22 protein-coding genes and 2 pseudogenes are annotated in these 25,532 nt (G+C 43.2%); 8 read left to right on the forward strand and 16 right to left on the reverse strand.

What is annotated here, in order from left to right:
• A pseudogene (locus L1D55_RS23450) lies at positions 1-216 on the reverse strand (helix-turn-helix domain-containing protein); the annotation flags it as partial.
• Between the two features lie 214 nt (positions 217-430).
• Here L1D55_RS23450 and L1D55_RS23455 point away from each other — a divergent pair.
• Together L1D55_RS23455 and L1D55_RS23460 are read left to right on the forward strand one after the other, a co-directional pair.
• A pseudogene (locus tag L1D55_RS23455) lies at positions 431-784 on the forward strand (hydratase); the annotation flags it as partial.
• A 152-nt stretch (positions 785-936) separates the two neighbouring features.
• A complete protein-coding gene (locus tag L1D55_RS23460; RefSeq protein ID WP_239919059.1) occupies positions 937-2,295 on the forward strand; it encodes a Na+/H+ antiporter NhaC family protein in 1,359 nt (452 codons plus the stop codon).
• Between the two features lie 121 nt (positions 2,296-2,416).
• Here L1D55_RS23460 and L1D55_RS23465 read toward each other — a convergent pair whose 3' ends face one another.
• Positions 2,417-2,977, reverse strand: coding sequence for a cysteine hydrolase family protein (locus L1D55_RS23465; protein ID WP_239919060.1), 561 nt, complete (start codon positions 2,975-2,977; stop codon positions 2,417-2,419).
• Between the two features lie 89 nt (positions 2,978-3,066).
• On the opposite strand from L1D55_RS23465, the gene L1D55_RS23470 reads away from it, so the two are divergent.
• Both L1D55_RS23470 and L1D55_RS23475 read left to right on the forward strand, forming a co-directional pair.
• Positions 3,067-4,023 (forward strand): helix-turn-helix domain-containing protein, encoded by a 957-nt coding sequence (locus L1D55_RS23470; RefSeq protein ID WP_239919061.1) that lies wholly within the window; start codon positions 3,067-3,069, stop codon positions 4,021-4,023.
• Positions 4,024-4,131: 108 nt separating this feature from the next.
• Entirely contained in the window at positions 4,132-5,202 is a 1,071-nt protein-coding gene (locus L1D55_RS23475; protein WP_239919062.1) for an AraC family transcriptional regulator, read from the forward strand.
• A gap of 20 nt (positions 5,203-5,222) precedes the next feature.
• On the opposite strand, the gene L1D55_RS23480 is transcribed toward L1D55_RS23475, so the two are convergent.
• The 3 genes from L1D55_RS23480 to L1D55_RS23490 all read right to left on the reverse strand — a co-directional run bounded on the left by L1D55_RS23480 (position 5,223) and on the right by L1D55_RS23490 (position 8,655).
• Positions 5,223-6,236 (reverse strand): dienelactone hydrolase family protein, encoded by a 1,014-nt coding sequence (locus tag L1D55_RS23480; protein WP_239919063.1) that lies wholly within the window; start codon positions 6,234-6,236, stop codon positions 5,223-5,225.
• Positions 6,237-6,361: 125 nt separating this feature from the next.
• Complete coding sequence (locus tag L1D55_RS23485; RefSeq protein WP_239919064.1) at positions 6,362-6,745, reverse strand: hypothetical protein; 384 nt, start codon at positions 6,743-6,745, stop codon at positions 6,362-6,364.
• Between the two features lie 197 nt (positions 6,746-6,942).
• Entirely contained in the window at positions 6,943-8,655 is a 1,713-nt protein-coding gene (locus L1D55_RS23490) for an RluA family pseudouridine synthase (RefSeq protein ID WP_239919065.1), read from the reverse strand.
• Positions 8,656-8,937: 282 nt separating this feature from the next.
• On the opposite strand from L1D55_RS23490, the gene L1D55_RS23495 reads away from it, so the two are divergent.
• Positions 8,938-9,390: an NUDIX domain-containing protein gene (locus L1D55_RS23495; protein ID WP_239919066.1), complete on the forward strand. Its 453-nt coding sequence runs from the start codon at positions 8,938-8,940 to the stop codon at positions 9,388-9,390.
• Between the two features lie 74 nt (positions 9,391-9,464).
• Here the strand turns inward: L1D55_RS23495 and L1D55_RS23500 are convergent, their stop codons facing one another.
• From L1D55_RS23500 to L1D55_RS23525, 6 genes are all read right to left on the reverse strand, one after another.
• Positions 9,465-9,890 (reverse strand): bifunctional diaminohydroxyphosphoribosylaminopyrimidine deaminase/5-amino-6-(5-phosphoribosylamino)uracil reductase RibD, encoded by a 426-nt coding sequence (locus L1D55_RS23500; RefSeq protein ID WP_239919067.1) that lies wholly within the window; start codon positions 9,888-9,890, stop codon positions 9,465-9,467.
• Positions 9,891-10,040: 150 nt separating this feature from the next.
• Positions 10,041-10,589, reverse strand: a complete 549-nt coding sequence (locus L1D55_RS23505) for a nucleotidyltransferase family protein (RefSeq protein WP_239919068.1) — start codon at positions 10,587-10,589, stop codon at positions 10,041-10,043.
• Positions 10,589-10,876, reverse strand: coding sequence for an antibiotic biosynthesis monooxygenase (locus L1D55_RS23510; protein WP_239919077.1), 288 nt, complete (start codon positions 10,874-10,876; stop codon positions 10,589-10,591). The genes L1D55_RS23505 and L1D55_RS23510 overlap by 1 nt, the downstream gene beginning before the upstream one ends.
• A 969-nt stretch (positions 10,877-11,845) precedes the next feature.
• Positions 11,846-12,700, reverse strand: coding sequence for a hypothetical protein (locus L1D55_RS23515; RefSeq protein ID WP_239919069.1), 855 nt, complete (start codon positions 12,698-12,700; stop codon positions 11,846-11,848).
• A complete protein-coding gene (locus L1D55_RS23520) occupies positions 12,700-13,554 on the reverse strand; it encodes an ABC transporter ATP-binding protein (protein WP_239919070.1) in 855 nt (284 codons plus the stop codon). The genes L1D55_RS23515 and L1D55_RS23520 overlap by 1 nt, the downstream gene beginning before the upstream one ends.
• Positions 13,551-13,922, reverse strand: coding sequence for a GntR family transcriptional regulator (locus tag L1D55_RS23525; RefSeq protein ID WP_004740059.1), 372 nt, complete (start codon positions 13,920-13,922; stop codon positions 13,551-13,553). The genes L1D55_RS23520 and L1D55_RS23525 overlap by 4 nt, the downstream gene beginning before the upstream one ends.
• Before the next feature lie 156 nt (positions 13,923-14,078).
• Here L1D55_RS23525 and L1D55_RS23530 point away from each other — a divergent pair, with 156 nt between their 5' ends.
• Positions 14,079-16,613 (forward strand): EAL domain-containing protein, encoded by a 2,535-nt coding sequence (locus L1D55_RS23530; RefSeq protein ID WP_239919071.1) that lies wholly within the window; start codon positions 14,079-14,081, stop codon positions 16,611-16,613.
• 44 nt (positions 16,614-16,657) lie between these two features.
• Here L1D55_RS23530 and L1D55_RS23535 read toward each other — a convergent pair whose 3' ends face one another.
• From L1D55_RS23535 to L1D55_RS23550, 4 genes are all read right to left on the reverse strand, one after another.
• Complete coding sequence (locus L1D55_RS23535) at positions 16,658-18,400, reverse strand: EAL domain-containing protein (protein WP_239919072.1); 1,743 nt, start codon at positions 18,398-18,400, stop codon at positions 16,658-16,660.
• A gap of 840 nt (positions 18,401-19,240) precedes the next feature.
• Positions 19,241-19,771, reverse strand: a complete 531-nt coding sequence (locus L1D55_RS23540; RefSeq protein WP_239919073.1) for a hypothetical protein — start codon at positions 19,769-19,771, stop codon at positions 19,241-19,243.
• 280 nt (positions 19,772-20,051) lie between these two features.
• Positions 20,052-21,995 (reverse strand): EAL domain-containing protein, encoded by a 1,944-nt coding sequence (locus L1D55_RS23545; protein WP_239919074.1) that lies wholly within the window; start codon positions 21,993-21,995, stop codon positions 20,052-20,054.
• A gap of 110 nt (positions 21,996-22,105) precedes the next feature.
• A complete protein-coding gene (locus L1D55_RS23550; RefSeq protein WP_239919075.1) occupies positions 22,106-22,663 on the reverse strand; it encodes a hypothetical protein in 558 nt (185 codons plus the stop codon).
• A 535-nt stretch (positions 22,664-23,198) separates the two neighbouring features.
• On the opposite strand from L1D55_RS23550, the gene L1D55_RS23555 reads away from it, so the two are divergent.
• Together L1D55_RS23555 and L1D55_RS23560 are read left to right on the forward strand one after the other, a co-directional pair.
• Positions 23,199-23,888, forward strand: a complete 690-nt coding sequence (locus L1D55_RS23555; RefSeq protein ID WP_008217338.1) for a response regulator transcription factor — start codon at positions 23,199-23,201, stop codon at positions 23,886-23,888.
• Positions 23,881-25,230 (forward strand): HAMP domain-containing sensor histidine kinase, encoded by a 1,350-nt coding sequence (locus L1D55_RS23560; protein ID WP_239919076.1) that lies wholly within the window; start codon positions 23,881-23,883, stop codon positions 25,228-25,230. The genes L1D55_RS23555 and L1D55_RS23560 overlap by 8 nt, the downstream gene beginning before the upstream one ends.
• A gap of 100 nt (positions 25,231-25,330) precedes the next feature.
• Here the strand turns inward: L1D55_RS23560 and L1D55_RS23565 are convergent.
• Positions 25,331-25,532, reverse strand: a 202-nt coding sequence (locus L1D55_RS23565; protein ID WP_152966878.1) for an IS3 family transposase, incomplete at its 5' end; no start/stop codon positions are given.

Raw genomic sequence — 25,532 nt, forward strand, 5'->3', positions numbered from 1 at the left:
CAATGCTTTTCGTTTCAATGCTTTTCGTTTTGTCTGAGCAGTAGCCGCATGGTTAGTTGGCAAAAATGAATCAGTACCATGAATGGCAAAGACTTGAGCCCAATACCGTATCTGTCTTGAAGAAATTGAATATTGTTTTGCTAAGTAGAGAGATGACGTGCCATCTAAGTATTGCTTAGCAATGATACATTTTAGCTCTCGGCTATATTTGGACATAAAAAGACCCCCAATAATTGGTGTCCAACTATTGGGGGTCAGTTCAAACTGATCACCAGGTGCTGGCTTTTCTTTTAATATATTGACTTAGCGGTATGTGTTTACTTGCGGGACATGTGACAATAGGCCTTTGAACACTTTATGGTGCAACCATCGCATGAGTGGTGCCATTGCCCAAGCCTATTTCTAATCGTTCTAAATTAAACGGTATATTATGACAAGTGTATTTGAGCAGGCGGCTAAAGAGTTATTAAGCCGTCGCACAGCGGGAACTAAAGCGCCAAGATTAATCGAACCATATCGCCCAACCAGTTTAGATGATGCGTTAGCAATTCAAGAGTCCATGATTGAAATTCGCGCAGATAGAGTGGGGGGCTGGAAGTGTCTGTTACCTCTTGCAGAAAACAAATTTATCGTAGCGCCTATTTTCGCTGACGACGTGCAACAAGGTGAAGTTTGTGAATTGTTCGCAGACACAGGTTCAGTGCCAGGTAAAGAGGTAGCCCGAGTAGAGCCAGAAATCGCTTTTGTACTGGCTAAGCCTTTGCCTGCAAACTCAAATGGCTATTTACTGGTGAGTAAATAGCCTTTCTATTATGTGATGTTCAATAGAGTTCTTATTACTTTGCATTATATTGGGCGTTTAGACGTCTAGACGTTGACAGGTCCTAAGTGTGACATTAGTCTGCTCTCCTTCCTGTTCTATAGTGTTGTCGTTCCATGTCCAATTCAAAAAATTCTAATGCGGTTATTGCCCCTTCGGCAGTAGCGCTTATCCCTCTGATCGTGTTCCTAGCGCTGTTTATTGGCGTAGGTACCTACCTGTCGTTGCAAGGCGTCGATTTTGCTTTCTATCAGCTTCCAGCCCCGATTGCGGCTCTACCTGCTGTGATGTTGGCGCTGCTGTTGAGCAAAGATAAATTGAACCGTGCTATCGAACAGTTCTTAAGTGGAGTAGGTCACAAAGACATTATCGCAATGTGTATGATCTACCTATTGGCAGGTGCTTTTGCGGCGGTTGCTAAGGCTTCTGGTGGTGTGGATGCGACGGTAAACCTTGGTTTGTCGGCAATCCCGACGAGCATGATCCTACCGGGTATCTTCCTAATTTCTGCTTTCATCGCAACAGCAATGGGTACTTCGATGGGCACCATCGCCGCGGTAGCTCCTGTAGCACTAGGCATTGCTGATTCAGCAGGCATGAGCATTCCACTGACAGCAGGCGTTGTTTTAAGTGGCGCGATGTTTGGTGACAACCTTTCTATCATCTCTGATACCACGATTGCCGCGACGCGCTCGCAAGGCTGTGAGATGAGAGACAAGTTTAAAGAGAACATCCGCATCGCACTTCCTGCTGCACTTATCGCGATTGTTATCTTTGCTTTTAACAGCACTGCGACTCAAGTGCCTGAGACGGGTCCTATTGAGTGGCTTAAAGTACTGCCTTACATCACTATCTTGATCCTTGCAGTATCAGGTATGAATGTGTTCGTTGTGCTAACCATCGGTATCTTACTGGCAGGTGGCGTTAGCTTAGGTTCTGTGGAGAACTACGGCTTAACGGATTACGCTCAAGATATCTATGCAGGCTTTGGCAACATGCAGGAAATTTTCTTACTGTCGATGCTGATCGGTGGTTTGAGTGAGCTGATGCGTCGCCAAGGTGGTCTCGCTTTCTTGACTAACCTAGTCAGTAGCATGATTCGTGCATTCGGCTCTTCACACTCTAAGCAAGCAAACGGCCGCGCAAGTGAGTTGGGTATTGCTGGTTTGGTGTCTATGGTGAACATGTGCACGGCAAACAACACAGTAGCGATCATTGTCTCTGGTAGTGTTGCTCGTCAATTAGCAGAAGAGAACGACGTATCTCCACGTCGCTCGGCGAGCTTATTGGATATTTTCTCTTGTGTAATTCAAGGTGTGTTGCCTTACGGTGCACAGGTGCTGCTATTAGGTTCGGTATTTAACCTATCGCCGCTAGAGATCGTATCTAACTCATATTACTGTTTCGCATTGGCTATCGTGGCAGTGATTGCGGTATTCATCAAACACCCTACACGCCAAACTGCAGCGGCATAATGAAAGCTCGCTTCTAGTAAAAAGGCGCCTTAATCGGCGCCTTTTTTATGCTTGTAATATGTAGACTGGCAGTTTAGGTGGCAATCACGAATTGAGTGCTTCCTACTTAGGCGGCTCTTGATTAAAGCAGCTTTTCTAGCTCGTTTGCTGTTGCAACGTTGCTGTAACCAAAGCTAAGCGCTGACATGAATGCGGCGTGCACATGTGCTGCCGGTACTTTAACACCGTTGAACTCCATATCTAATGTGGTGCAAGCATCATGCGCGACGTGACATTCATAACCCAAGTCAGTTGCTGCGCGGGTCACCGCATCAATACACATGTGGCTCATCGCGCCAACAATGATTAGCCTTTCAACGCCTTGTTCCTTCAATACTTTGTCCAGTTCTGTATCTCTAAAGCTGTTGATCTGTTGTTTCACAATCACTGTCTCGTCTTGCAGAGGTGCTACGCTACTATGGATTTGAGCTCCATCTGAGTTAGGCAAGAAGAATGGCGCTTCATTGGTTGGAAATTCATGGCGCACATGAACTATTGGTAGTTTTTTATTTCGGAATGTCTCGAGTAATTGTGCACCTTTTTCTGCTGCTTTTTCTGTTTCAGAGAGGGCCCATTTCGCACCTTCGTATGAAGGGAAGTAGTCGTTTTGGAAATCAATAAGTAGTAGTGCAGTATTGCTCATAATCCATACCTTTGTTGTTAATGTCTTGTGGTGTGGGGCTATTATGACTACTCTGTGTTTTTTAACGCACGTCAAAAATGACAGACTATATGGCAATAGTGACAAAATCAGTAAAGGTCGAAATCATCGATTACCCTGGATCTCTGCAGAGCGCTGTGTTTGGAGTAAAAGAGTTTCTTCAGATGGCGAACAGCCTTGATTCTGAAAGTGAAACGGTTCAGTTCCAGGTTGAGATTAAGTCTTATGGCGACTTATCGGTTTCATCGGCTAACTCAAATGAAGAATCTAAAGCCGATATCATTTTATTGCCGCCAAACCTAGATGGCAGTTACTACCTAGAGCGTGATGATAGGCTAACGGATTATCTGATTGAGTCTCATCAAAAGGGTTCAATATTGTGCTCAGCGTGCGCAGGCGTGTTCATTCTTGCTCAAACCGGATTACTGGAAGGGCGAACCGTCACTACGCACTGGCAAGCTCAACAATTGTTTTCGGAGTTACATACTGAGATTAAAGTCGATATCGACAAAATCCTGATCGATGACGATGACATCATTACTGCTGGTGGTTTGATGTCTTGGATGGATTTGGCTCTGTTTATCCTGACGAAATACACGACGCCGACCAATACGCGTAATTTGGGTAAGTATCTGGTGTTGGATACGGGGTTGAGAGAGCAGCGCTACTACCAAAGTTTTGTGCCTAACTATGCTCATGGGAATGACAAGATTGTCTCTGTGCAGCGCTTTATTCAAAAGAATCACCACCTCTCTTTGGCACTTGATCAATTGGCGGAGGAAGCTTTTATGACGCGAAGAACCTTTATTCGACAATTTACTAAAGCGACGACCTTGACTCCGATTAACTATATTCAACATGTGCGTGTTCAAAGCGCGTGTGAGCTACTGGAAAGTTCCCATAAACCAGTAGAACAAATCAGCTACTTAGTTGGGTATGAAGACGTCAATAGCTTCCGAAAAGTCTTTATGAAAATCATTGGTTTAACACCATCAAGGTTTCGCTCTAGATTTTTGTCAGAGGAATGATTTACCATAGATTGATATTCAATATGTATCACTGGTTCGCTCACTTACTTCGCTAATGAAGTGCTTTGAAGAGGAAGTGATCTTTTCTCGAACTTAAACGGACTGTTGATGCTTGCCATTCCTTTACCATTTGTCGCGGCGCTGTTGTTATTGATGACAGGTGTGCTGTTTCGATGCCGTTACCCACAAACCAGTCAAAAGCCATTTTGGTTTATCATTCTCTGCGCGTTGATGGTGACGGTAATGGGCCTTCGGTGGACGTTTGATATTACGTTTTTTCGCTTCTTACAACCCATTCTGGGTGCCTGTGTTCCTGTGGCGGCTTGGTTATGCTTTGCAGGAGCTCATCGAAGTCAATCTAGTACACATTTACATTGGCTAGGCCCGATTGCTGTTTTAGTTGGCTCACTTTTCTATGTGCATCTCTGGGTGGGAACTCTTGATGTATTGCTGATCTTGCTCTATCTCGGATATGGTAGCTTGCTGCTGAAGTCGTCGCTGCGCGTACCGGAACAAGTGCGGCTGACTGATGTATCGAAAGTGCTGGTTGCTGAAAGAGTTGCAGGTGTAATGCTACTATTCTCAGCTTTGGTTGATAGTGCGCTTTCTTTCGATATCTTGCTGTTGGATGCGCAGCACACCAATCTGATCTTATCGATTAGCTACCTTGTCCTTATTCCAGCCATTGTGTCCGCTGTGATGGTGGTCAGTATGAGCACGCCTGCCGAAGAAAAAACCATGCAAGTGCAGGCTTTACCTGCCATGTCACAAGGTTCTCCAGAAGAGGTCGATACATCGACTACACTAGTGAGTAGCTTAGATGACGACCAAACTGAAGAAACTACTCAGATCATGGCTAAGTTCGATGCATTAATGAGAGAACGCCAAGTATTCAAGGATCCTGACCTGTCTCTCAATCGCTTGGCACGAAAGCTAGGCATTCCTGCTAGAAAAATATCGTCTGCGGTTAATCAAACTCACCAACAGAACATTTCGAAGGTGATTAACGCCTATCGGATTGAACACGCTAAGACTCTTCTGAAGCAAACCGATGAAGCGATAACAGAGATCTACCTAAGTTCAGGCTTTCAGACCAAGTCTAACTTCAATAGGGAGTTTTCAAGGATAACTGGGCAAACTCCGAGTGAGTTTCGAAGTTCGCTACAAGTGTTAGATTGAGTGTGTTTGCTTTTTGTTTATCAATTTAGAAAGCGAACGATGTCATTGAAGAACAATTGGTGTAACTGGCCGCGTGATGTACCAATACCATCTTTACAAATAATGCCATCGCCTGGGACCTCTTCATTCAGTATAGCTATAGCACCGGTTTTACAGCTTTGAATGAAGCTGAAATGGGTGGCTTTTTCATAGACTTTGTAGCGTCTAGAGTTTAGCGGTACATGTTCGGCAATATAGCCAGACTCTAATGCTTGAGGGAGATCTCCTATATCTACCCCGGCCGCCAGTATCAAGGTTGGTACTTTAATGGCATTTAAGCTAACGATTGAAAAGCTGCGAGCAAGCCCTAAATCAAGGCTGACTACACGTTGAATTCTTGGATCTGAAAGATCTTTATTGTTTGGCTCTGCAGCTTGGACTTTGTCGAGCCCTAGCTCTTCAGCAAGTCCACAAGTTCGTGGGTTAGGGTATATGAGACAATCCGCTTCAAAGGTTTGCCTATCGATTCTTGCTCCCGCCAATTGCATTACTGTCCAGCCACCCAATGAATGCCCGATTGCAGTCACATTGTCGGCGTTAGCAGACTGCTTCCACTGTGGGGCAGATGACAGGTAATCCAGAATACGTGATACATCTCGTGGTCTTCCCCACCATTTCGCTGCTTGCTTTGGAGAATGGTTGAAAGAGGTGGTTCCCGGATGATTTGCGGCCGCTACGATGTAGCCTTTACTCGCAAGTTTGGTCGCTAACCAGTTTTGATTGCGCCAGTTTCCTCGGTAGCCGTGTGATAGCAGTATTACTGGAAAAGTGCCTGATTGAATGTCTGCATCTTTGATGACTTGTGTTCCGATGAAGGCGGGGTTATCGCCAATTAAGGTTGTGTCTGATGCACCTCTCGCGGGATACCAAATGGCAGTGTTTAGCGGGCGATTAGGATTGTCAGTTAAGGTGGCTTGAGTGAATCCGACACCGGAAGCGATGGCTGAACTGCAAAGGAAAAGTAGGGATGTGAACAGTAAATGTGTCTGTTTCATAGTGTTGACTCCAACTGAGGTAAGTGGAGCTAATATGCGCTAAGGCTAGGTATCACGAGACCTCAAACACGATCGAGGACGCCCTAAATCGTGTTTTAATACCTAAGCTAGTGACTTGCTTCTAGTTACCTTCTTCTAGGACGCTTCTCTACCAAGCCGTTTCTTTCTAAGCCACGTCTGACGCTGCTGCATAGTTTACCGAAGCGACGCAGCTCTTCGAAGTTTGGCCCTTGTCCCATTGAGATGCTGTGTTCCCAGTACATCAATTCTGTGTCGACCATCTCTAGCAATTTCTTAGAGCAACCTGAGCAGTTTCCTTTTGGCCCACAAATGAATGTCTCTGACTCATAGAGCGGGAGTTCATTTTTAACTTCTTCGATGAGATTCAACATTGCCGAATTCAGATCCGGTTTTTTCGTTGTGATTGGCTTTACGTTTGTTGATGCTGGCGCAGTAGTCAAAGAAGATGTTTGTGTATTGGCATGTAGATTCAAAGCAGCTGATGACATATCAAAGGCCTCAAGGAAAGGTGAAGAGGGGCATCCTACACCTCAAAATGAAGTGAACCTTGATGTAGTGCAATAAGCGTGGAGATATATCCGAAAGAGGTAGGCGAAACGAGGGCGCAAAATGCGGAGAAAATGGGAGAAGAGGAGCCACAAATGGTGTGACCCCTTTCATTAAGACTTGTTATTGATAAGAGTTTTTAGAACTCTGCATCGAATTGGAATTCCATCCACTCTTTGGTAATTGGGTGGTGTAGGGCAAGTCTTTCTGCATGTAGGTGAAGACGGTCAGCTTTGTTGCCATACAGACCATCACCGACGATAGGCATATGTAGCCCTTCTTCATGTGAACAGTGCACACGTAACTGGTGTGTGCGTCCTGTTTTAGGGTGCAGATAAACCTTGGTGGTCTCTTGATTGCGTTCAATCACTTCCCATTTAGTTTCTGCAGGTTTGCCGTGCTCGTAGCAGACAATTTGACGAGGACGATCGTACAGGTCACCACGCAGCGGTAATCGAACATAACCCTCATCTTCGGTCAGAACGCCCTCAATCATCGCGACGTATCGCTTCTCGACTTCACGAGTAATGAACTGTTTCTGCAGGCTTTTGTTGGCGCGTCGAGTCAGGGCGAATATTAGAATGCCAGAGGTCGCCATGTCTAAGCGGTGTATAACGAACGGCCCTTCGACATCGGGATGCATTTCCTGAACGCGAGTGTAGGCAGAATCTTTGATGGTCTTGCCCGGTACTGAAAGGAACCCTGCTGGCTTATGTACCACAACGATATGCTCATCTTGAAACAGGATATCGAGCTCTTTGCCCTCTGCTGGGTTCTCTAACAACGGGTTTGGATCCACTTCAAGGCCTTTCATCATATGGCCAAGTATCGGTACACATTTGCTTTGGCAAGAAGCGTAGTATTTCTTGTGCTTGCGGATCTCTGATTTTGGAGAGCGGCCCCACCAAAATTCAGCTAATGCCAATGGTGTGTAGCCATTCAAATAGGCATATTGCAAAAGCTTAGGCGCCGCACATTCACCAGAGCCTGCTGGTGGTATTTTATTTGGCGTGTTTTCAAAGATCTGGTTAAGGTCTTCGACATCTCCTTCCGCATTTTGGAAAGCGTATTGTGAAAATAACTTGTGTTGAAGCTGATGAGAAAGGTGCGCTCTTCGCTCTTTTAATTCAGCCAATTGAGCCGTAAATACATCCACCTTGCTTTGTAGCTCGTTTAGGGTTTGTTCCCAATTGAGCTTCAGGTATTTCTGTTGGTTCTTATCTGCAACACTGGCTTTGTTGAGCTCTTGGTTTAGTTGCTCAAAAGCTTTCTCATCAAGGTTCTCTTTACCTTGCTCTCGTTGCTCTTTGCGCGTTTTACGACCTTCAATGATCAACAAGCGTTGAGCTTCGATTTCTTGCTCTGCCTGCGCTTTTTGCTGTGCCAATTGTTCACACAGCTCAAGGTATTGAGCGTTGACCTGCAGCGCTTTAAATTCGGCGTTCACCGCCATCATATCTGCGGTTTCTTGACGGAAAAAACTGTCACTGCTCAGCATGTCGAATACTGGTGGAACAAAGTGCGGCAGGAGGTTTTGATCGGCGATTTTCCCTGAGAATGCAGAGAAGTAACCAAGTTCACCTTCAGGGCTTCTTACTAGTAATACACCAAACATCTTGCCGCGACCTTCGTCAGAATCCAGTCCGAAGTCGTGCTGCCAATCGGTTTGGGTTTCTAGGTATTGTTGAAGCTGGTGCGACGCAATTTCACACAATGGATGTGGTTCGTAGTAGAACGGAAAGGTGAAACGCTCAGGCAATGAATATGACTCGATCGGCTGTTGAAAGCGAGTGAAGCAGTGCTCAGGTGTATGGCTGTTCTCTGAGTCGTGCGTTGGTTTTGATGAGTGCATATAGTCGTCTTACTTGATGGTGATAAATGGCTACGAGTCTACTGTGCTTTGAGAGCTTAAATACAGTATAAGGCAGGCGATTCTACTCTTTATCTAAAAGCGCCTCAAATAAGAAATCGCACCGTGGTTTTATACAGTAAACTTGATTGTTCGTATAAGGTTGGAGTGCTCAGGGGAGGAATACAAATTAATGATTGGTCTCTCGTTTTTCATCATCGAAGACTACTTACTAATGGAAGGGTGCTAGGCTTGCTCGCTTCGTGTTCAAAATAAGGTAACGTTATGATTCCACTCAATACTTCGATTGTGGCTGGTGTCGCTCTTTCTGAGATCGACGGACAAACGAAAATGCTATTAATGAAACGCGTAAAGGGCGGCTATTGGTGCCATGTTGCAGGCTCGATTGAAGCGGGTGAAACTGGTTGGCAGGCAATCGTACGTGAATTTGAAGAAGAAACTAAAATCGAAGCGAAAGAATTGTATAACGCTCAATTTTTGGAGCAGTTCTACGAGGCGAACGTCAATGTCATTCAACTTATCCCGATCTTTACTGTACTTTGCCCACCAGACCAAGCGGTAGAGTTAAACCATGAACACACTGAGTATCGATGGTGCAGTTTAGAGGAAGCGAAAGCGTTAGCGCCATTCCCCAACCAACATGCGGTGTATGATCATATCTGGGCATACTTTGTTGATACGCCAGCTAACCCACTTTATCGAGTAGATGTGGGCTAGTCTTGGTTTACGGATGTTGAGTAACGAGTCCTCAATAAGCCAAGCGCAATAGCTAAACGCCACAGATGCTGAGCCTAAGACTTACCAAGATATGGGGTTAAAAAGGCACTCGCTTGTGCTTGGCATAGCCCCACGTCAACTTTCACACTATGCGACTCCAGTATTGCTACACCGCGACCATTGTTGCGAGGGTCTGGATCGAGCATAGCAACCACAACGTGTTTTACACCGGCTTCAACCAGAGTATTAGCACAAGCTGGTGTCCTACCGATAAAAGAGCACGGCTCTAATGTCACGTAAGCTGTTACGCCTTCCATATCGCCGTCATAGTGATTCAGTGCCTCGACTTCAGCGTGGTTCCCACCAACCTTTTGTGTGTAACCAACAGACACTACTTTATCGCTCTTCACCAATACACACCCCACTGGTGGGTTTGGTTGACAGTCGGGTAGGGCTTGGCGCGAAGCTTCAAGTGCTTGCAGCATGTATTGTTGGTTCATGGTTGTTACTCAGTATGACGAGAAGAAGAAATCGTTTGTTACCGCGTGCGGTTTAGCTAATAAGTGAGGCATGCTCGATCTGATTGGGCTGTTAGTCAATGGTTTTAGCTTTGAAGCTGTTCGATAGTTAGCTGTCGGTAATAGTTAATTTTAGCCAATGGTTAATTTGGGCCAATGAGTTAGCCAGTTTTTAGATTGGACTCGTTGATCAAATACGTCGCGACCGCGGTTCGGGTTTGGCGTTATTTTCAAATTGAACAGGCTCTCTAAACCAAAAGCCGATATACACTCGATACGTCCATGGCAGTTTCTCTTTACTGCGATAGCGGTTTCTTTTTCAGGCCAGTAACTCATTGCATCTAGTGTACTTTGATAAGGTTTATCTTGGTTTCGAGTATGCATATTAGCTTGATTACGAACTTGCCAGTTGAGTTTAGGTAGCTGTTGTTTTAGCTGAGCTTCGTAATCTATGTCCGATTGGTAACCATAATCACCGCGATCAAAGTAGATCACATCAATATCGTTGAGCGGCGTGGGGCTATCAAAGCCATGCAAGTGATCCCAAACTAGATTCCTTACGAAGCCTGCAGCGACATAGCATTGTGGTAGAGCTAATTGAGCCACGCATTCTAAGATTTTGGTTCGCAGCGGATCTTGTTCGATCAAGGCTGCGATTTGGTTGGTCAATGCTTGAGTCATTATGGGGTGGTTACATCAGTCACTTGATAATGGCGTGTCACGTTCTTAGTTATCTTGCCCCAGTCAGAGGTTTTCACTCTATTTTGGTGGGCCTCAAACGCTTCACGGTTAGTGAACTCTTCATATACTTCAAAGCGATTTGGCTGCAGTGAGCTTTGGCTAACACGAAATACAACACATCCCGTCTCTGCCAACGTGAGTTCTTTATGAACGGTCAGTGCTTGTATAACTGCTTCTAGATCATCGTCTGGTACGACAATGTGCCCTTGTAAAATCACTTTACTGATTGTTGTGTCCATTTAAGTCTGCCTATCCTTTACTTATCGTGTTGCCTTTCATCAACATAATCCCATTTTGAGTATGTGTCGTATAGACCAGTGTGAACAAAAAACAGACTCACTCCTCTCCAGTTCTAGTTACAGTGTAACTTAAGTGGGTGAGGGTATAATAATTTGGGAACTAAATCCTCGATGTTCCGGTCTATTAAATGGGTGAGGGTATAATAATTTGGGAACTAAATCCTCGATGTTCCGGTCTATTAAATGGGTATCATAGAAGTGTATTGATACTGAAATGAGTTTGTCATCTGAGAGATCTAACCTTTAATAGGTAGAACGGCTTGTTGGATTAAATTGAGCCACAGTTGATATCTAGGTCATATTTTGATGTAAATGGTACTTAGAACTCTTTATATTTTGTGATTTGTATCATTGATCTGGCCATCAAACACCGTTAGATTCGAATAGTTGGCAATAAAAAAGCTCATGAAGAGCAGCTAAATGAAAAGGAAAAATACCTTATGAAAAAAATGAGAAGAGCACAGCTTCATCGCGTTCGTATCCAATACTGGAAAGACACTTCGAAAGAAGCTTCAAAGAAATAAGCTTTACATATCAAGTAATAAAGCTAAAAACTTACAAAGCTGAAAGGCTTTCAATCACAGCCATCAATGGCTACAAAATGAAACAAACCGATTTCGATAGCACTCTCAATGACCTTCATCTGGTCGGTAGCTAAAGAAATCATCCCTCAAAGAGCTGGCAGGCATTAATAACAATGCAATTTAATGTCAGCTCATTAATACCTCTCAAAGCAAACCTCTTACACAGTTAATCTGTTACCTAGTATATTTTCTACTTAGCACAACGATTCCACACCCAAGCTCCAAACAGAAACTACGAGCAAAAAAAAGCTCCCGATTTCTCAGAAGCTTTGATTTCATTATTTGCGCATCACGCGATAGGTTTTGTAACCTGTTATTGGAACAGTGTCTTTAGGCTTACATCGTCCGTTCTGTTTAATTTAAGGCTCAGTAGATAGCCACCGATACCAAGCAAGACGTAAATACTCAAAGATAAGACAGAGACGTCAGAGAGCGCACTGAACGGGTTACTTGCCGTAAGTACTTTCATCGGTAGTGAAGTGATAACAGAAAAGAAGTCATTGATGCCATAGAAACCGAACAGTGCGATAGCCAGCCATTTGATTGCAAAGCTTGAAACAAAGATGACAAGCAATGGCGAGTTAACCAGCTGCGAGATCGCCAGTGTCATTGCCGCTAACGGTAATAGCACCAAGGCAACTAACAACATTCGACTAAAGAATACCAACCAATTGGTGAGCACATAAAATAGTGATTGCTGTTCTACTAATAGCGCCAGTTGTTGTTCGCTAGATACGTTTAGAATCCAGAATAGAACATCGGCAAATAGAACTAATAGGGCGCAGATAGCGGGTATCACCACTAAACCAAAGCCTAGCTTCACACCGTGAGTCAGAGCATTCGATACCGGCATGCTTCTCCAAAACATTGAGCTGCCTTCTTGGCGCTCTTTACGCAGTGTTTTTGGGATATACAGCGTTGAAAGCAGCAGTGAAATTAAGCCCGCGCCAAAGTAGATCACTGAGTTTAGGTCTTGTGCAAATTCTCTATGGATGTCGCTCACATCGCCGTTAACTTCCATCTGGAAGAAAAACTCATGCTGTGCCGCGCCATTAAAGAACAGACTCACGAACAGTAACAAACCACACAACGCAACGAATAGAGGTAATCGAGTATTGATTTTGTGCTCGATAAGTTCTTTTTCTAGCATATAAAAACTTGGGTGCATTATGCCTTCTCCGTCTGTGTTGCAAGGAATAGGTCGGCAAGACCAACGTTGTAAATGTTACCTAGTGATTCAACTTGTGGTTTGTATTGACCTTCCAATAACCATTTAGTCGTTCCTAATCCCGGTTGTGAAGTAAGTGGTTTCATTTTTTGAATGTCGCTTGAGTGGTTGTTAGCAACTTCGATAATGAAGTAATCACTTTCGATATCTTCCATACTCTTCTGCAGCACGCAGCGGCCTTGTTTGAGAATAAGTACATCTGTCAATAGATGTTCGATCTCAGAAACCTCATGGCTAGCAATGATCATCGCACGCTCGCCATCGTGGAACCATTCCAATAAGTGGCGGTAGAAGGTGTCTCGGTAAATCAAATCTAGGCCAAGTGTTGGTTCATCCAAGATGAGTACCTGAGTGTCAGTTGCGATGATGATCGCAAGGTGAACCTGTACTTTCATTCCCTTAGAGAGCTGTTTGATCGTGGAAGAGAGTTTAATGTTCGTGCTACTCAGAGTTTGCTCGGCTTTTTGTCGGTTGAAACTCGGGTGTACGCCCTCGGTGTAACGAAGTAGTTGTTTGATGGTCATCCATTCAGGAAGCACATTCACATCAGAGATGTAAGATAGGTGCTGCATGAGCTCTGCATGCTGGTGGATTGGGTGGTAGCCGTTGACTTCGATTTCACCTTGGTAGTTATGCCCACCAAGCAGTGACTTGATGAGAGTCGATTTACCAGCGCCATTATGACCAAGCAAGCCAAGCACTTGGCCAGGTTTTAGTTCGAAGCTGATGTTCTCTACACCCACTTGATTTGAATAAGTTTTAGTGACGTTTTTCGCGGAAAGTAAAGTACTCATGACTTGTCCTTTATATGTTGTTCTAGCTGTTTCACGAGTTCTTCGACACTCATATCAATGATGCCTAGCGTCTCAGCGATGGCTGGGATCTGTGTGTTGATGAAAGTTTGGTGTGCGGACTCTTTCAGTTTTTGAAGTGCACCTTCGGCTACATACATACCTTGGCCTCGCTTCTTTTCAACCAAGCCTTCATCAACCAGTAACTGGTAGCTTTTCATGACGGTAAGGTGGTTGATTTTAAGATCAGCAGCAACAGCGCGCACAGAGGGCAGGGCTTGTTGCTCTAGCCAAATACCTTGCAGAATCTGGTCGCTGATCTTAGTGGCAAGCTGCCTAAAGATCGGTTGGTCGTCTTTCCATTCGGTCATAATTAAAACTGCATGGTGATATACATGTGTATAACACTAACCTTTTTATTCGTATTGGCAAGACTTTTATAAAAATTAATAGAATATTTTTATGGTTGGATGTTCAGTAAAAACAACGTTATTATATAGCACCCCGTACTGTGGTGTTGAGTTCGTATGTTGCACATTAATGACAAAAAACTGGTCTGGTTTACCAAGTATTTGCCAATAGCCATCATCATCTTTTCTGCGATCATCTTGAATATGGCGATGTTCAAGAGTGTGAATCAAAAGGTTAAGGCGTTGGTTGAGTTAATTCGAACCGATTATATTGCTGCCCAAAAAGGCTCTATTGAGGCGCAGGTGCTTCAGGTTTCTCAGCAAATTACACACACTCAACGCCTTGTTGAAGATGAAGTCAAAAAGCGCATTACTCGAAGGTTAGATAGAGCGTACACTGCGGCTCAAAATATCTATTCTTCGAACCAACACTTGTCAGAAGATAAGCTTAAACAACTGATTTTAAATGAGATCAGAAAACTGAGTTATGCTGAAAAGCAAGAGTACATCTATGCCTATGACATGCAGGGCACGTCACTCGTTCATCCTCTTAACCCAGAAATTGAAAACACCAATCAGCTTAAAACGACAGACACTCAAGGTGTGGCTGTCATCAAAGAACAGATTGAACTTCTTAAGCAGAGTAATGGTGCCTTTTCTCGGTACTTCGTTCCGCGCCCAGAACTAGAGGGGAGAGATATAGATAAGCCGTATATCGATAGTACGCACTATGAGAAATTAACCTATATTCGCCGATTCGAGCCCTTTGACTGGTACTTTGGTACTGGCGTGTCTCTGGATGATGTTAAGCGAGCCAGTTATCAAAGGATTCTAGAAATACTGTCGAGAATAATCGTGGGTGACAATGGTTATCTGTTCGTTTTTGAACAAAATGGTGACAGCTTACTCCACGCAAATCGAATTAATATCGGGCAAGGGATTAACGTCTACGATGATCTTGGAAGTCGCTTTAAGCAAGATGTTCTAGCGAAATCTGAAGAGGGCGGATTTGTTGATTATGTAACCGCCGATAAAAACGGCGTTATCGGGCCTAAAAGTAGCTATGTCAAAAAGGTCGGTGATTGGAATTGGATCGTCGGCACAGGCGTGTATTTGAATAATGTTAATGCTTCGATAGAGAAACGAAAAAATGAGTTGTTAGCTGAATCGCGTAACGAATTTGGTCTTGTTCTTATATTGAGTGTGTTGGTGACGATGAGCTGTATTTTTATCAGCGCCCTTATCAGCCGAAGAATATCAACCCGCTTCTCTCAGATGGAGCAGAGAATCGCAGACGATTTTAGCCGAATACAAAACAGTCGCCGTCGACTGCAACATATGGCAAAACACGACTCTCTGACGGCACTTCCTAATCGTTCTGAACTAGAGCTTCAAGTTAGCCGTGCGATTGCTCACTCAAAACTTGAGGGTAAGCTGGTGGCATTGGTTTTTGTCGACCTCGATAACTTCAAGCGTATCAATGACCAGTTTGGTCATGCGAGTGGAGATGAACTCTTAAAGCAGATAGGTCAGCGTTTTGAAGATATCTTAGGAGAGAATGATGTCGTTTCTCGCTTTGGGGGGGATGAGTTTGTTTTCTGCTTGCCCGGTATTCATGACCTTTCTGATGCAGAGCAGAAAGTTCAACAGATCCAAGATGTCTTCAATCCATCCTTCGACCTAAATGGTGTAACGGTATCGACTCGGTGTTCGGCGGGCGTCTCTATGTACCCTTATGATGGGACGGAAGTGGAAGAGTTGCTGACGAAAGCGGACATTGTGCTGTACAAGGCAAAAGAGTCAAACAAGGGTGATGCTGTTTTTTATGACGATGTAATCAATCGAAAAGTGAAGTATGACTATTCGGTAGAAAAGCAGTTAGAAACGGCCCTAGAACGTGGTGAATTCAGTGTGTTCTATCAACCGCAGGTCGATGCACATTCCAAACAGTTAAAAGGCGTGGAAGCGCTGTGCCGTTGGAATAATGGTTCACTTGGGTTTGTCTCACCCTTAGATTTCATTCCGGCTGCTGAGCGAGTAGGGAAAATTCATGAGATTGGTGAGTTCGTGTTAAGGAGAGCGTGCGAAGACACCCTTAATTTGATGCCAAATGGACCTGAGGCGATATGTGTGTCCGTTAACGTGTCGCCTAAACAGGTATTCGAACTAGGTTTTGACGAGAAAGTGATACGTTTAGTGGAGGAAGTCGGCATTGCTCCACAACGAGTCACTCTCGAGTTAACGGAAAACATCCTTATCAAAGATCTGCATATCGTAGAGCCGATACTGAGAAGGCTTCGAGATTATGGATTTGGTATCTCGCTCGATGATTTCGGAACTGGGTTTTCATCACTCAATTACCTTAATACTCTGCCAATCACAGAGATAAAGATCGACCGATCTTTCATCGGCAAACTGAATTCCAGTCAGCACAGTGAGACTTTAGTGAAAGCCATTATTGATATTGGCGCCTCTTGTCAGATGAAAGTCGTTGCCGAGGGTGTCGAAACCCCAGAACAGATGGAGAAGTTACAGCAATACCATTGTGATTTACTACAAGGCTATTACTTTGATAAACCACTGACTGCTAAAGGGTTACTGGACGCCTATTTTCCTGTGAACTCTGGAAGCCTTAAGTGCACCAACGCCTAACTTAATCGACGCCTTTGAGTTCACAGGTACCTTGATAAAAAGGATTAGCTGGATGTACTTTGAGGACGGCTATAAAGGTAGCCCTGATGTAAGTTGTAGCCCAACTGACACAAGATGTATTGTTGTCTATGCGTCTCAACACCTTCATAGATCATCGTAATATTGGATAGGCGTCCGATCTCCGAGATATTGAGTAGCACGCCCTGGTGATGCTCTCCTGATTCAATGTCTTTCACAAAACAGCGGTCCAACTTTAAATAAGTAGGGGAGATAACGCTGATGATTTCGATGTTGTTGTTTCCTGTACCAAAGTCATCCAGCGCGATGGTGATGCCCAGTTTCTTGATTGCTTTGATGTTGTCGATGACTTCGCAACCATAGCCAATGTTTGAGTATTCCGTTATCTCGACGACAAACTCATTAGCCTCCATTGCGTCTAAGTGCTCTTTAAGCTTCGAAAAGTTATTACCTACCAAGGCACTTGGACACACGTTAACCCCGTATATCTCATGACTGTTGTGTAACTTGGCGTTTCTTACCGTTTCAATAAGCAAAATGGTATGAAAAGTGAGTAGGTTGGTACGTCGCATGGTGTTGATAAAGCTTAGAACGCCGACATTACGAACCCTAGACAAAAGCTCATAGTACAAAACGGTATTGTCTTCCGTATTGATGATCGGCTCTTCTTCAAATGAGATGTTCTTCCAGCGAAACAGGTAAATGAAAAATCCAAGTATGTAAGAGCGATAGAGTAAAGTGGAAAGCAAAATAGATGTAGCCATCCACAGCGCGACAATATCATCGCTATAGAAAGTAATGGTCGCTCCGCTTGGTAGTGGGGAGGTGTAAATCGCCTGGCTGGTTTCGCCTAAGTTGAGAATGTAGTAACCATTTTTTTGTATTGAGACGGAATCAACGAGCAGAGGCAGCAATGAGTTTCTGTAACGTGCTTCAATAGAGCCTTTTGAAATACGTACCGTTAACTCGGTATTCTTTTCTGAGTTTGTGAAACGAGAATAGGAAAAGTCGCGGCTATCGTAGAAGTCATCAATCTTATCTATTTCAACAGATTGAGAACGAGCTTTTGAGATGAAGCAGGAACCTTGAGGTGTAGTCATGACAACGGAGTCGAGGTTAAGAGAGTGCCTTAATGAATGAATTGCACCTGTAGTGTCACAGCCAAAATCCATGATTTCTTCTGCAATGTGCAGAGTGTTTTCGCTGTATTCATCTGCAATTTTCATCGTATAAAGGATTTGGAAAAAGTAGATAACGAGCAAGAAGAGTGACGTCACCGTGAGCACAGTGACCAAAGCCCTGATTAGCTCCTTGTGGTATGTGTTGAACATCAACTTCAGCATTGTAGCCTGGCTCGGTTTGAACTGGTTGATGTCATATTTGGGTGCGATACGGTTCTCTGAACTTTTATCAAGGTCGATAAAGTAACCCACTTTATAGAGGTTTGATATGAGTTCACTATTATTATCAACCTTTGCCTTTTTACAAAGGTTTCGGTACTTCTTTCTTATAGAAGCGATAATATTTTTTAGAGCATACAGACTGAACTCTTCATCAAAATGTAATTTAAATGACTCTTCAACATCTCGAGCTGATTGAGGGTTTGAAATTGAAGCATTCTCAATTAAATACTTGAAGACAAAACTCTCTTTACTATTAAGTGTTTCCTCTGATATCTTATTACTGTCTTTCTTTATATATATTTTTTCTTCGTTATAGATTAGTTGCAAGCTCTCATTATTGTTATTTATATTGAAAGAACAGTGCATAGCTCAACTCCTAAGCGATAGTTATTATATTTGTGTGATTGATATGTGATGGCTGGGATTGTCGTTCAACCTAAGAGTCCGTTCTAAATAACATAACTAAAATGTCACCATTTCTCTCAAGATGTTGATACTAATCGCAGAATTTGGGCTGTAATGAAAGGTTGTAGAGATGTTCACCCAAAACTTGAATTTATAAATGAAAGCCACTTTTTTACAAGGGACAAGGGGGATTTATCCATTTGTTTTGGTATTTATCCATTTGTGAGCTTCAATATTAGCGCTTTTTACAGGAGTTTTAGTGATTGCTAATATTGGTGGGCGTGGCGTTTTAGGTGTCGACCTATCAGGTAGATTTATCAAAATTTTTCAGGATAAAGTTCAGTTTGAAAATTTAAGATGATATTAATATCATTTAAATTCAAGTTTATACTTCTTTAATTTATATAATCACTAATTAATAGTAATATCATTAGCATTAATTGGGAACTTTAACGTTATTGCTTTTTGATTATTTATTATGTCACAACAAAAATGTTATTTTAAATTGGATGGTTTTTAGTCTGTTAATTAACAAAACCGTGATGTTGATTCCATGGTTGCGTTAGCATCGGTTAGTGCTTGCACTCTATTTTGTTGGTAAATAGTGTTGATTGAAATGAACGAAATAAGGTGGGATATTTTGTACTTGGGTTCATGTCGTTATAATAATGATTCTATTGGGTGAGTTTTTTTGATTGGTCTTCCATAAAGAAAGCTCCAAGATAGGTGCATCATCAGGAGCTTTCTGGTCGCTTCTTGTGACTACTTTTTAAAGCAAGTGGATAGCTCTAAAGCTAAAGGTTAGAAGTTAAAGCTTGCAGTAACGCGTACTACGTCTTCTTCAAATGGTGTGGTACCACCTGAGCCGTCTGGCACCATCGCCGAATCGTTGATCTTTCCGTAATCGACCGTTAAACCTATCATGCGCCAGTTCACTGTGGCACCCACTGAACCGTAAACATTATCGATATTGATGTCGTTGAAAGAAGCGTTGCCCGATTCCACATCGGCATTTAAGTAGTTGATACCAACCTTAGGGATGATATCAAACTCGGCAATTTCAAATCTGTAGCCGATGTTGGAATATAAGCCCCATGCATCTTGTGAGTTTGGCTCGTCTAAATCTACCGCTTCCGTACCTAATGAAAAGCCACCACCTACGACAATATTATTCGATAGGGCTTTACTATAGCCAAAGGTTGCCAACTCTTGATTCCCAATAAATGTCACACCGGCCTCAATAGAGTTGTCGCGGTCACCTGCGAGTGCAGACAATGGTAAGCAAGCTGTAACGACAGCGACGGCAGGTAAGACTAAGTGGTTCTTTTTCATGATTCTCTTTCTCATTTTGTATGGACGAAAGCAGAATACAAAATATCGAAGTTCAAATATGAGTCGCCAAAAAGTCACATTTGAGCTGAACAAGAATTGACATAGAGAGCGGATAACTAACTGAACTATTGAGATGAAGGAGAGATTTTATGAGTGAGAAGCATACTGCTGTTGAGTGTTAATAACTGACATGTTCAGCAGCTTGTTAGGCCAAATACACGATACTTGAGCCGATACTCGCACTATTGTTCATTCGCCATTTCAAGTGAATAACACTGAATTATCGAAGGCATAAAAACTTGCTTTCGACTTCATTTGAAGGGATTGGTTTACTAAACAAGAACCCCTGCAGATATTGGTAACCACAGTCGACTAAGAAGTCCTTCTGCGTTACTGTCTCAACACCTTCCGCGACCACTTTTAGCCCTAACTTGTCACAGATAGCTTGAGTTGCTTGAACTATGGCTTTGCTGCCTTTGTGTGACCCGTGCACAAAACTCTTATCAAGCTTAACAGTACTAATAGGTAGGTCATGCAACATAGATAGAGAAGAGTAACCAGTACCAAAGTCATCCAGGTGCAACTCCACACCCAACTTGGCAATGTCACACAACGCTTGTCTAACTTCGCCATGTTTGAAAATCATGGATGACTCAGTGATCTCAAGGGCGATGCTCTGAGGTTGGATATTGTAGAAGTTGAGCATTGCAGACAGTTGGTCTGCAAAAGTTGCATGCATTTGAATACTGGAGATATTGATACTCATCATTAGCTGGTTATCAAATTCTCGGTGCCAAATGGATAGCTGCTTAAGTGCGGAGTTGAGCACCCACTTTCCAAGCGGAACTATCTGACCTGTTTCTTCTGCTAGAGCGATAAACTCGTCAGGTCTAATGTCCCCTAAATCTTTATCTGACCAGCGTAGCAGTGCTTCAAACCCTTTCACTTTATCACTGCTGGTATTCATGATCGGTTGGTAGTGCAGTGCGAGATCCTCATTCTCTAGAGCGCGAGCTAAACGATGACGAATTTCTACTTTTCGATGAAGTGCGCGAGCTAAGCTAGGGGTGAAAGTTTGGAAGCGGTTACGTCCGTTAGCTTTTGCCATGTGCATTGCCATGCCCGCTTGTTTTAGTAATGACTCTTGGTCTATGGCGTTATCTGGAAAGTTTGCAGTACCTATGCTGCAACCCACAGACAGAGTACCAATTCCGCTGATGTGAAAACTTCGGTTTAATGCATCAATAATGCGTGTGCAAAGCAGTGGGATGTTTTGATTTCGGCAGGCGTGAGCAATCACGATGAACTCATCGCCACCAAAGCGACCAATCATGCAGGTTTCATCAACGAGCTGTTTTAGGCGCTCACCGACTTGTTTTAGCAGCTGATCTCCCACGCTATGCCCATAGGTGTCATTGACGAGCTTAAAGCCATCAAGGTCAACAAACATCAACTCAAAAGGGGAGCGGTAGGCAATACTGGTTTGTAGTAAATTGGTGATCCCTCTACGGTTATGAAGCTCTGTTAAGCAATCGTGTTCCGCGTTGTACCTGGCTTTTATCAGCTTTTCTTTTTGCTTGGTGGTGCAGGTTAGGTCTAACAGTAGCTCACTCTTGTCGAACAACCACTTGCCTTGAACATCAAAGTGATGGGTTTTGTCACCTATAGTACAGCTCACTTCTTCAAGGATCTCTTGCCCCGTTCGTGCTGAGAATAGCCAATGGGCTGCGGTTTCTTCGCTGGAAAGAAAATCGGAGAGGGTGGTAAAGGGTGAGCCATAGTTTTGATTAAACGCGGAGTTAGTGCTTACTATCTTACCTGAGCGGTCAAATAGCAGAGAAAGGTTCGCTCCATCTGAGTAAGCGAGGTCGTGCTTAAGACTGCCTTCTTCGGCAACCACTTGAACTAACATGCCCGTTCGCGCATCAGGTAAAGGAATACCAGAAAACTGGCAAAGTGCGCGTTTGGCTATGTATTTGGGGGTGAAGTTCCACCATGTTTTGATGCTTTCACCACGTAGAAATTGTCTTTGATACTCTTCGAGAGTTGCCTCTATTGCCTTTGACATCTCGACACTAAAGTCACGTGACGTCAGTTCAAACAAAGATTCCGCCTCCCACAAAGGAAGAGCACTTTGGTTTGCCCATGTGATTCTTTTGTTATCGATGTCATATATCCAAATAGGGCACTTTAGGTACTCGAAAGATTGATAACTTGTCATCATGCTGGACTCTACGTGAGGAAGTTTTAGTTGGATGCCACCGAGTAGGTAGCCTACTTCGGTGACTTATTAATACAAATCAACCCCTCTCCATATTAGTGAGAAAGGTGTGTTTATAGGTTTAATGAGCGAATAATCTTAGTCACTTTCCCTTCCGGAGTTGTTTCAATGATGTAGCCTTTTTTATCATCGAACATTTCACCATCAATAAAATGCCATCCATTTGGTTTCTTTATGATTTCCTTAGGGAAGTTCTCATCAAACATAGAATGATTTGGATATACCGTTTCGATAGCTTCGAATAAGAGCTGTGCTTGGTCTTGGTTCGCTAGGGTGAAGTCTTCCTTTAAGCACATGGTTAATTCAGGCAGTGGTTGAGTCGTAAACGGTTCAGTGACGGTACCTAATACACCTTTTTGTGAGTAGAAACGGTATGAGCCTGAACTACTTTCACTGCCATCTGGAGACTTGATATAAGGCGTCGCGCTGTAGAATTCACAGTCAAAGACCATTTTTTGAATAATGCTGCTTTGCGGAGCGACCTGAATATCAATCCAAGAACTCACTTGAGATTGAATCTTTTTTATCGTTTCTTGCTTATCCGTATCAGCAAGTAAAGGTGCTGAAAATAAAGCAGACGTAGCCAGTAACAGTGAAAGCGGTTTATTCATTTTAAGAGGGTCCCTCTAAGGAGTGATTAAATGACAAATTACAAAGCGGATCTATTGATGTTGTGAATGTTACTTGAAGTGGTAATGACTTAATAGGAAGGAATGGGGGAGCAAGAAAGGAAAGTGCTGATGAGTGAAATAGGTAATCGGTTTCCTTTAGTGGTTAGTCGAATTTTCTGGTTTTTTAATCTAAATGGAGTCTGTTTCTTGGTTTTATAAACTGTGGTGTGACTGGTTAAAAGATGGTTGATTTGATTGTTTTTTGTAAACAATTTTAATGTAAGTGTGGGTAAGAAAATAAAGCAAGTGTAAGCGATTAGGATGGAATACGACATTAAATGCAATCGGTGTCATTTTGCGGAGCCTATATAAATCGAGGCTTGCAGACGACCTGATGTCTGATTTTGTAAACGTAGATGTACAAATATGATTATTATGTTTTGCGTACGGTAAAGCCTTGACTCTAATAACAATATTGATGATATATGACCAGTATATATACTGCCCACGCTTTTAATAAATACTGGTGATAGATATGTCGAAAACCAAAGTACTCATTGTCGAAGATGACCAAGAGATCGCTCGTTTAACCACACTCTACCTAGAAGCGGAAGGGTATGAAGTGAGCGTCGTTCATGAGGGAAACTTGGCACTTGAAGCTATCCGAAGTATTGAACCTGATTTAGTGCTGTTGGACCTTATGCTACCAGGTATGAGTGGCGCACAAATCTGCCGAGAGGCTCGTGAGTTTTACAATGGAATGATCTTAGTGCTGACTGCCTCTGCAGATGAAATGAGTGAAGTAAGCTTATTTAAGTTCGGTGCTGATGATTATGTGGCTAAGCCGATACGAGGGCATGCATTGCTGGCCCGAATCGAAGCTCTGTTGAGACGTGCAACGCCGGTTACAACAACGGTGGAAACGGTGTCAGAAAACCAGTGTGAGATCGTCATCAATAGCGCAGCCCAAAGTGCCACTTTATACGGACAAAACTTGAAACTCACATCCGCAGAGTTTGAGATTTTGAATCTTCTTGTTAAGAATGTTTGCCAAGTCGTTACCCGAGACCAATGTTGCCAATTATTCCGAGGAATAGATTATGCGTTTAACGATCGTTCGATTGATATGCGTGTATCTGGTTTACGCCGAAAGTTGCGCGTTCACGCAAAAGACAAACAGTTGATACGCACGGTACGTAATAAGGGGTATATGCTGGTTGCTTAAATTTATTAAAGAGAAGCTTCGCTCTGTTTCGATGTTTGCTCGGCTCTACCTTGGTATTGTTACAGGGATGTCGACGACAATCTTTTTGTTCCTACACCTGGGTGAAGGACATATGCGAAGAACAGAGATTGAGACTTTTCTCAATGATGGGTTGTACTTTGTTGAACAGTATAACCAACATCGTGACAAAGAAGATTCGCTCTACAAGGAACTCGATAGAACAGGTCACCAACAGTTTTTTATTTTCAATTTACGCCTGTTAGAGAATTGGTCGGGAGAACCTCCTTGTCAACGATGTGAGTTACATACCATCTTAAATGGTGTGCCTATTTACCTCAGCGAAAACAATTTGTACTCGGCTGTGTACCAACTGCCGAATTCCAAGTTTAGCTTTGCATTTTGTGAAGTTGGGGATTTCTTTTCTCCTGAAATTGAATGGTATGAGGATTCAGAGCGGCATTTTTTACTTGGACTTCTGCTTGCGGTCATCATTGCGATTGGAGCGAGTGTTTACTTGCCGGTTAGGGGCTTTCAAGAGAGGATTGAGTCGTTAGTTGAGAAGCAGAAACAGTTTGGTAAAGGTAAACTGAGTACGCGTTCTGAGACTGAATATATTCATCCTGTTTCCGAGTTGGCTAGCAGTTTTAATTGCATGGCTGAAGAGATAGAAAGCAAGGTGAAAGAGAGCCATATATTTGCTCAAGCAATTCCCCATGAAGTTCGTACGCCGTTAAGCCGAATACAGTTAGCGACTGACATACTGAGACGAGGAGCGCCTGAGCAGCATCAAGCACTTTTTGATGATATCGATACTTATGTCGACGATATCAACGAGCTCACATCAGAGATCATTATGCTCTCGAAGTTGAATGTTATGGACAATTCCTTCTTCGAGTTGGTGAAAGTAAGAGCGAGCTTACTTGAATATTGTTTAGACCGGATTCGCTATTCTGAGTTGGACAATGTGACCTTTGAATCAAAGGTGAATCAAGACAGCACAATAAAGTGTGATTGCTCAATGGCTCGCTTGGTGTTTGATAACATCCTTAAGAATGCTGGCAACTATACTAAAGACCACGTTTGGCTGACTTTAGATGAAAACTCAGAAAGCTGGTTAGTGGTCGTTGAGGACAACGGGCCTGGTATTCCTGAGGAGCGTCGTGATGAAGTCTTTGTTCCATTTTCTCGCTTAGACTCGAGCAGAAGCGCTTCAACCGGCGGTTTTGGATTGGGGCTTGCCATTGCAAACTCTGCGGCTAAGAAGTTAGGTTGGAGTATCAAGATCGATGGTAGCAGTTATGGTGGGGCTAAATTTACGATTGTAATTGCTAAGGCGGCTTAATCGTTATTTATCTTTATTGAATCTACACTCGTTTAGGAAAAACAAAAGCCATGGTTTGAACTGACACCGTGATGTGACCCCGTAAAGTTGGACATTTCTGTTAAGCGGCTTTCAAGGCCTGAGTTCGATATTCTATCGGAGTCAGGCCTTTTAGTTTCACTTTTATACGTTTGGTATTGTAGTACTCGATGTATTCTTTAATTTGCTCTATCAGAGCATCTGCATCTTCAAAGCTTTGGTTGTGATACATCTCTGTTTTGAGTAAAGCAAAAAAGTTTTCAGCAACCGCATTATCCAAGCAG

The organism is Vibrio sp. Isolate22, assembly GCF_022398115.1.
Taxonomy (GTDB): Bacteria; Pseudomonadota; Gammaproteobacteria; order Enterobacterales; family Vibrionaceae; genus Vibrio.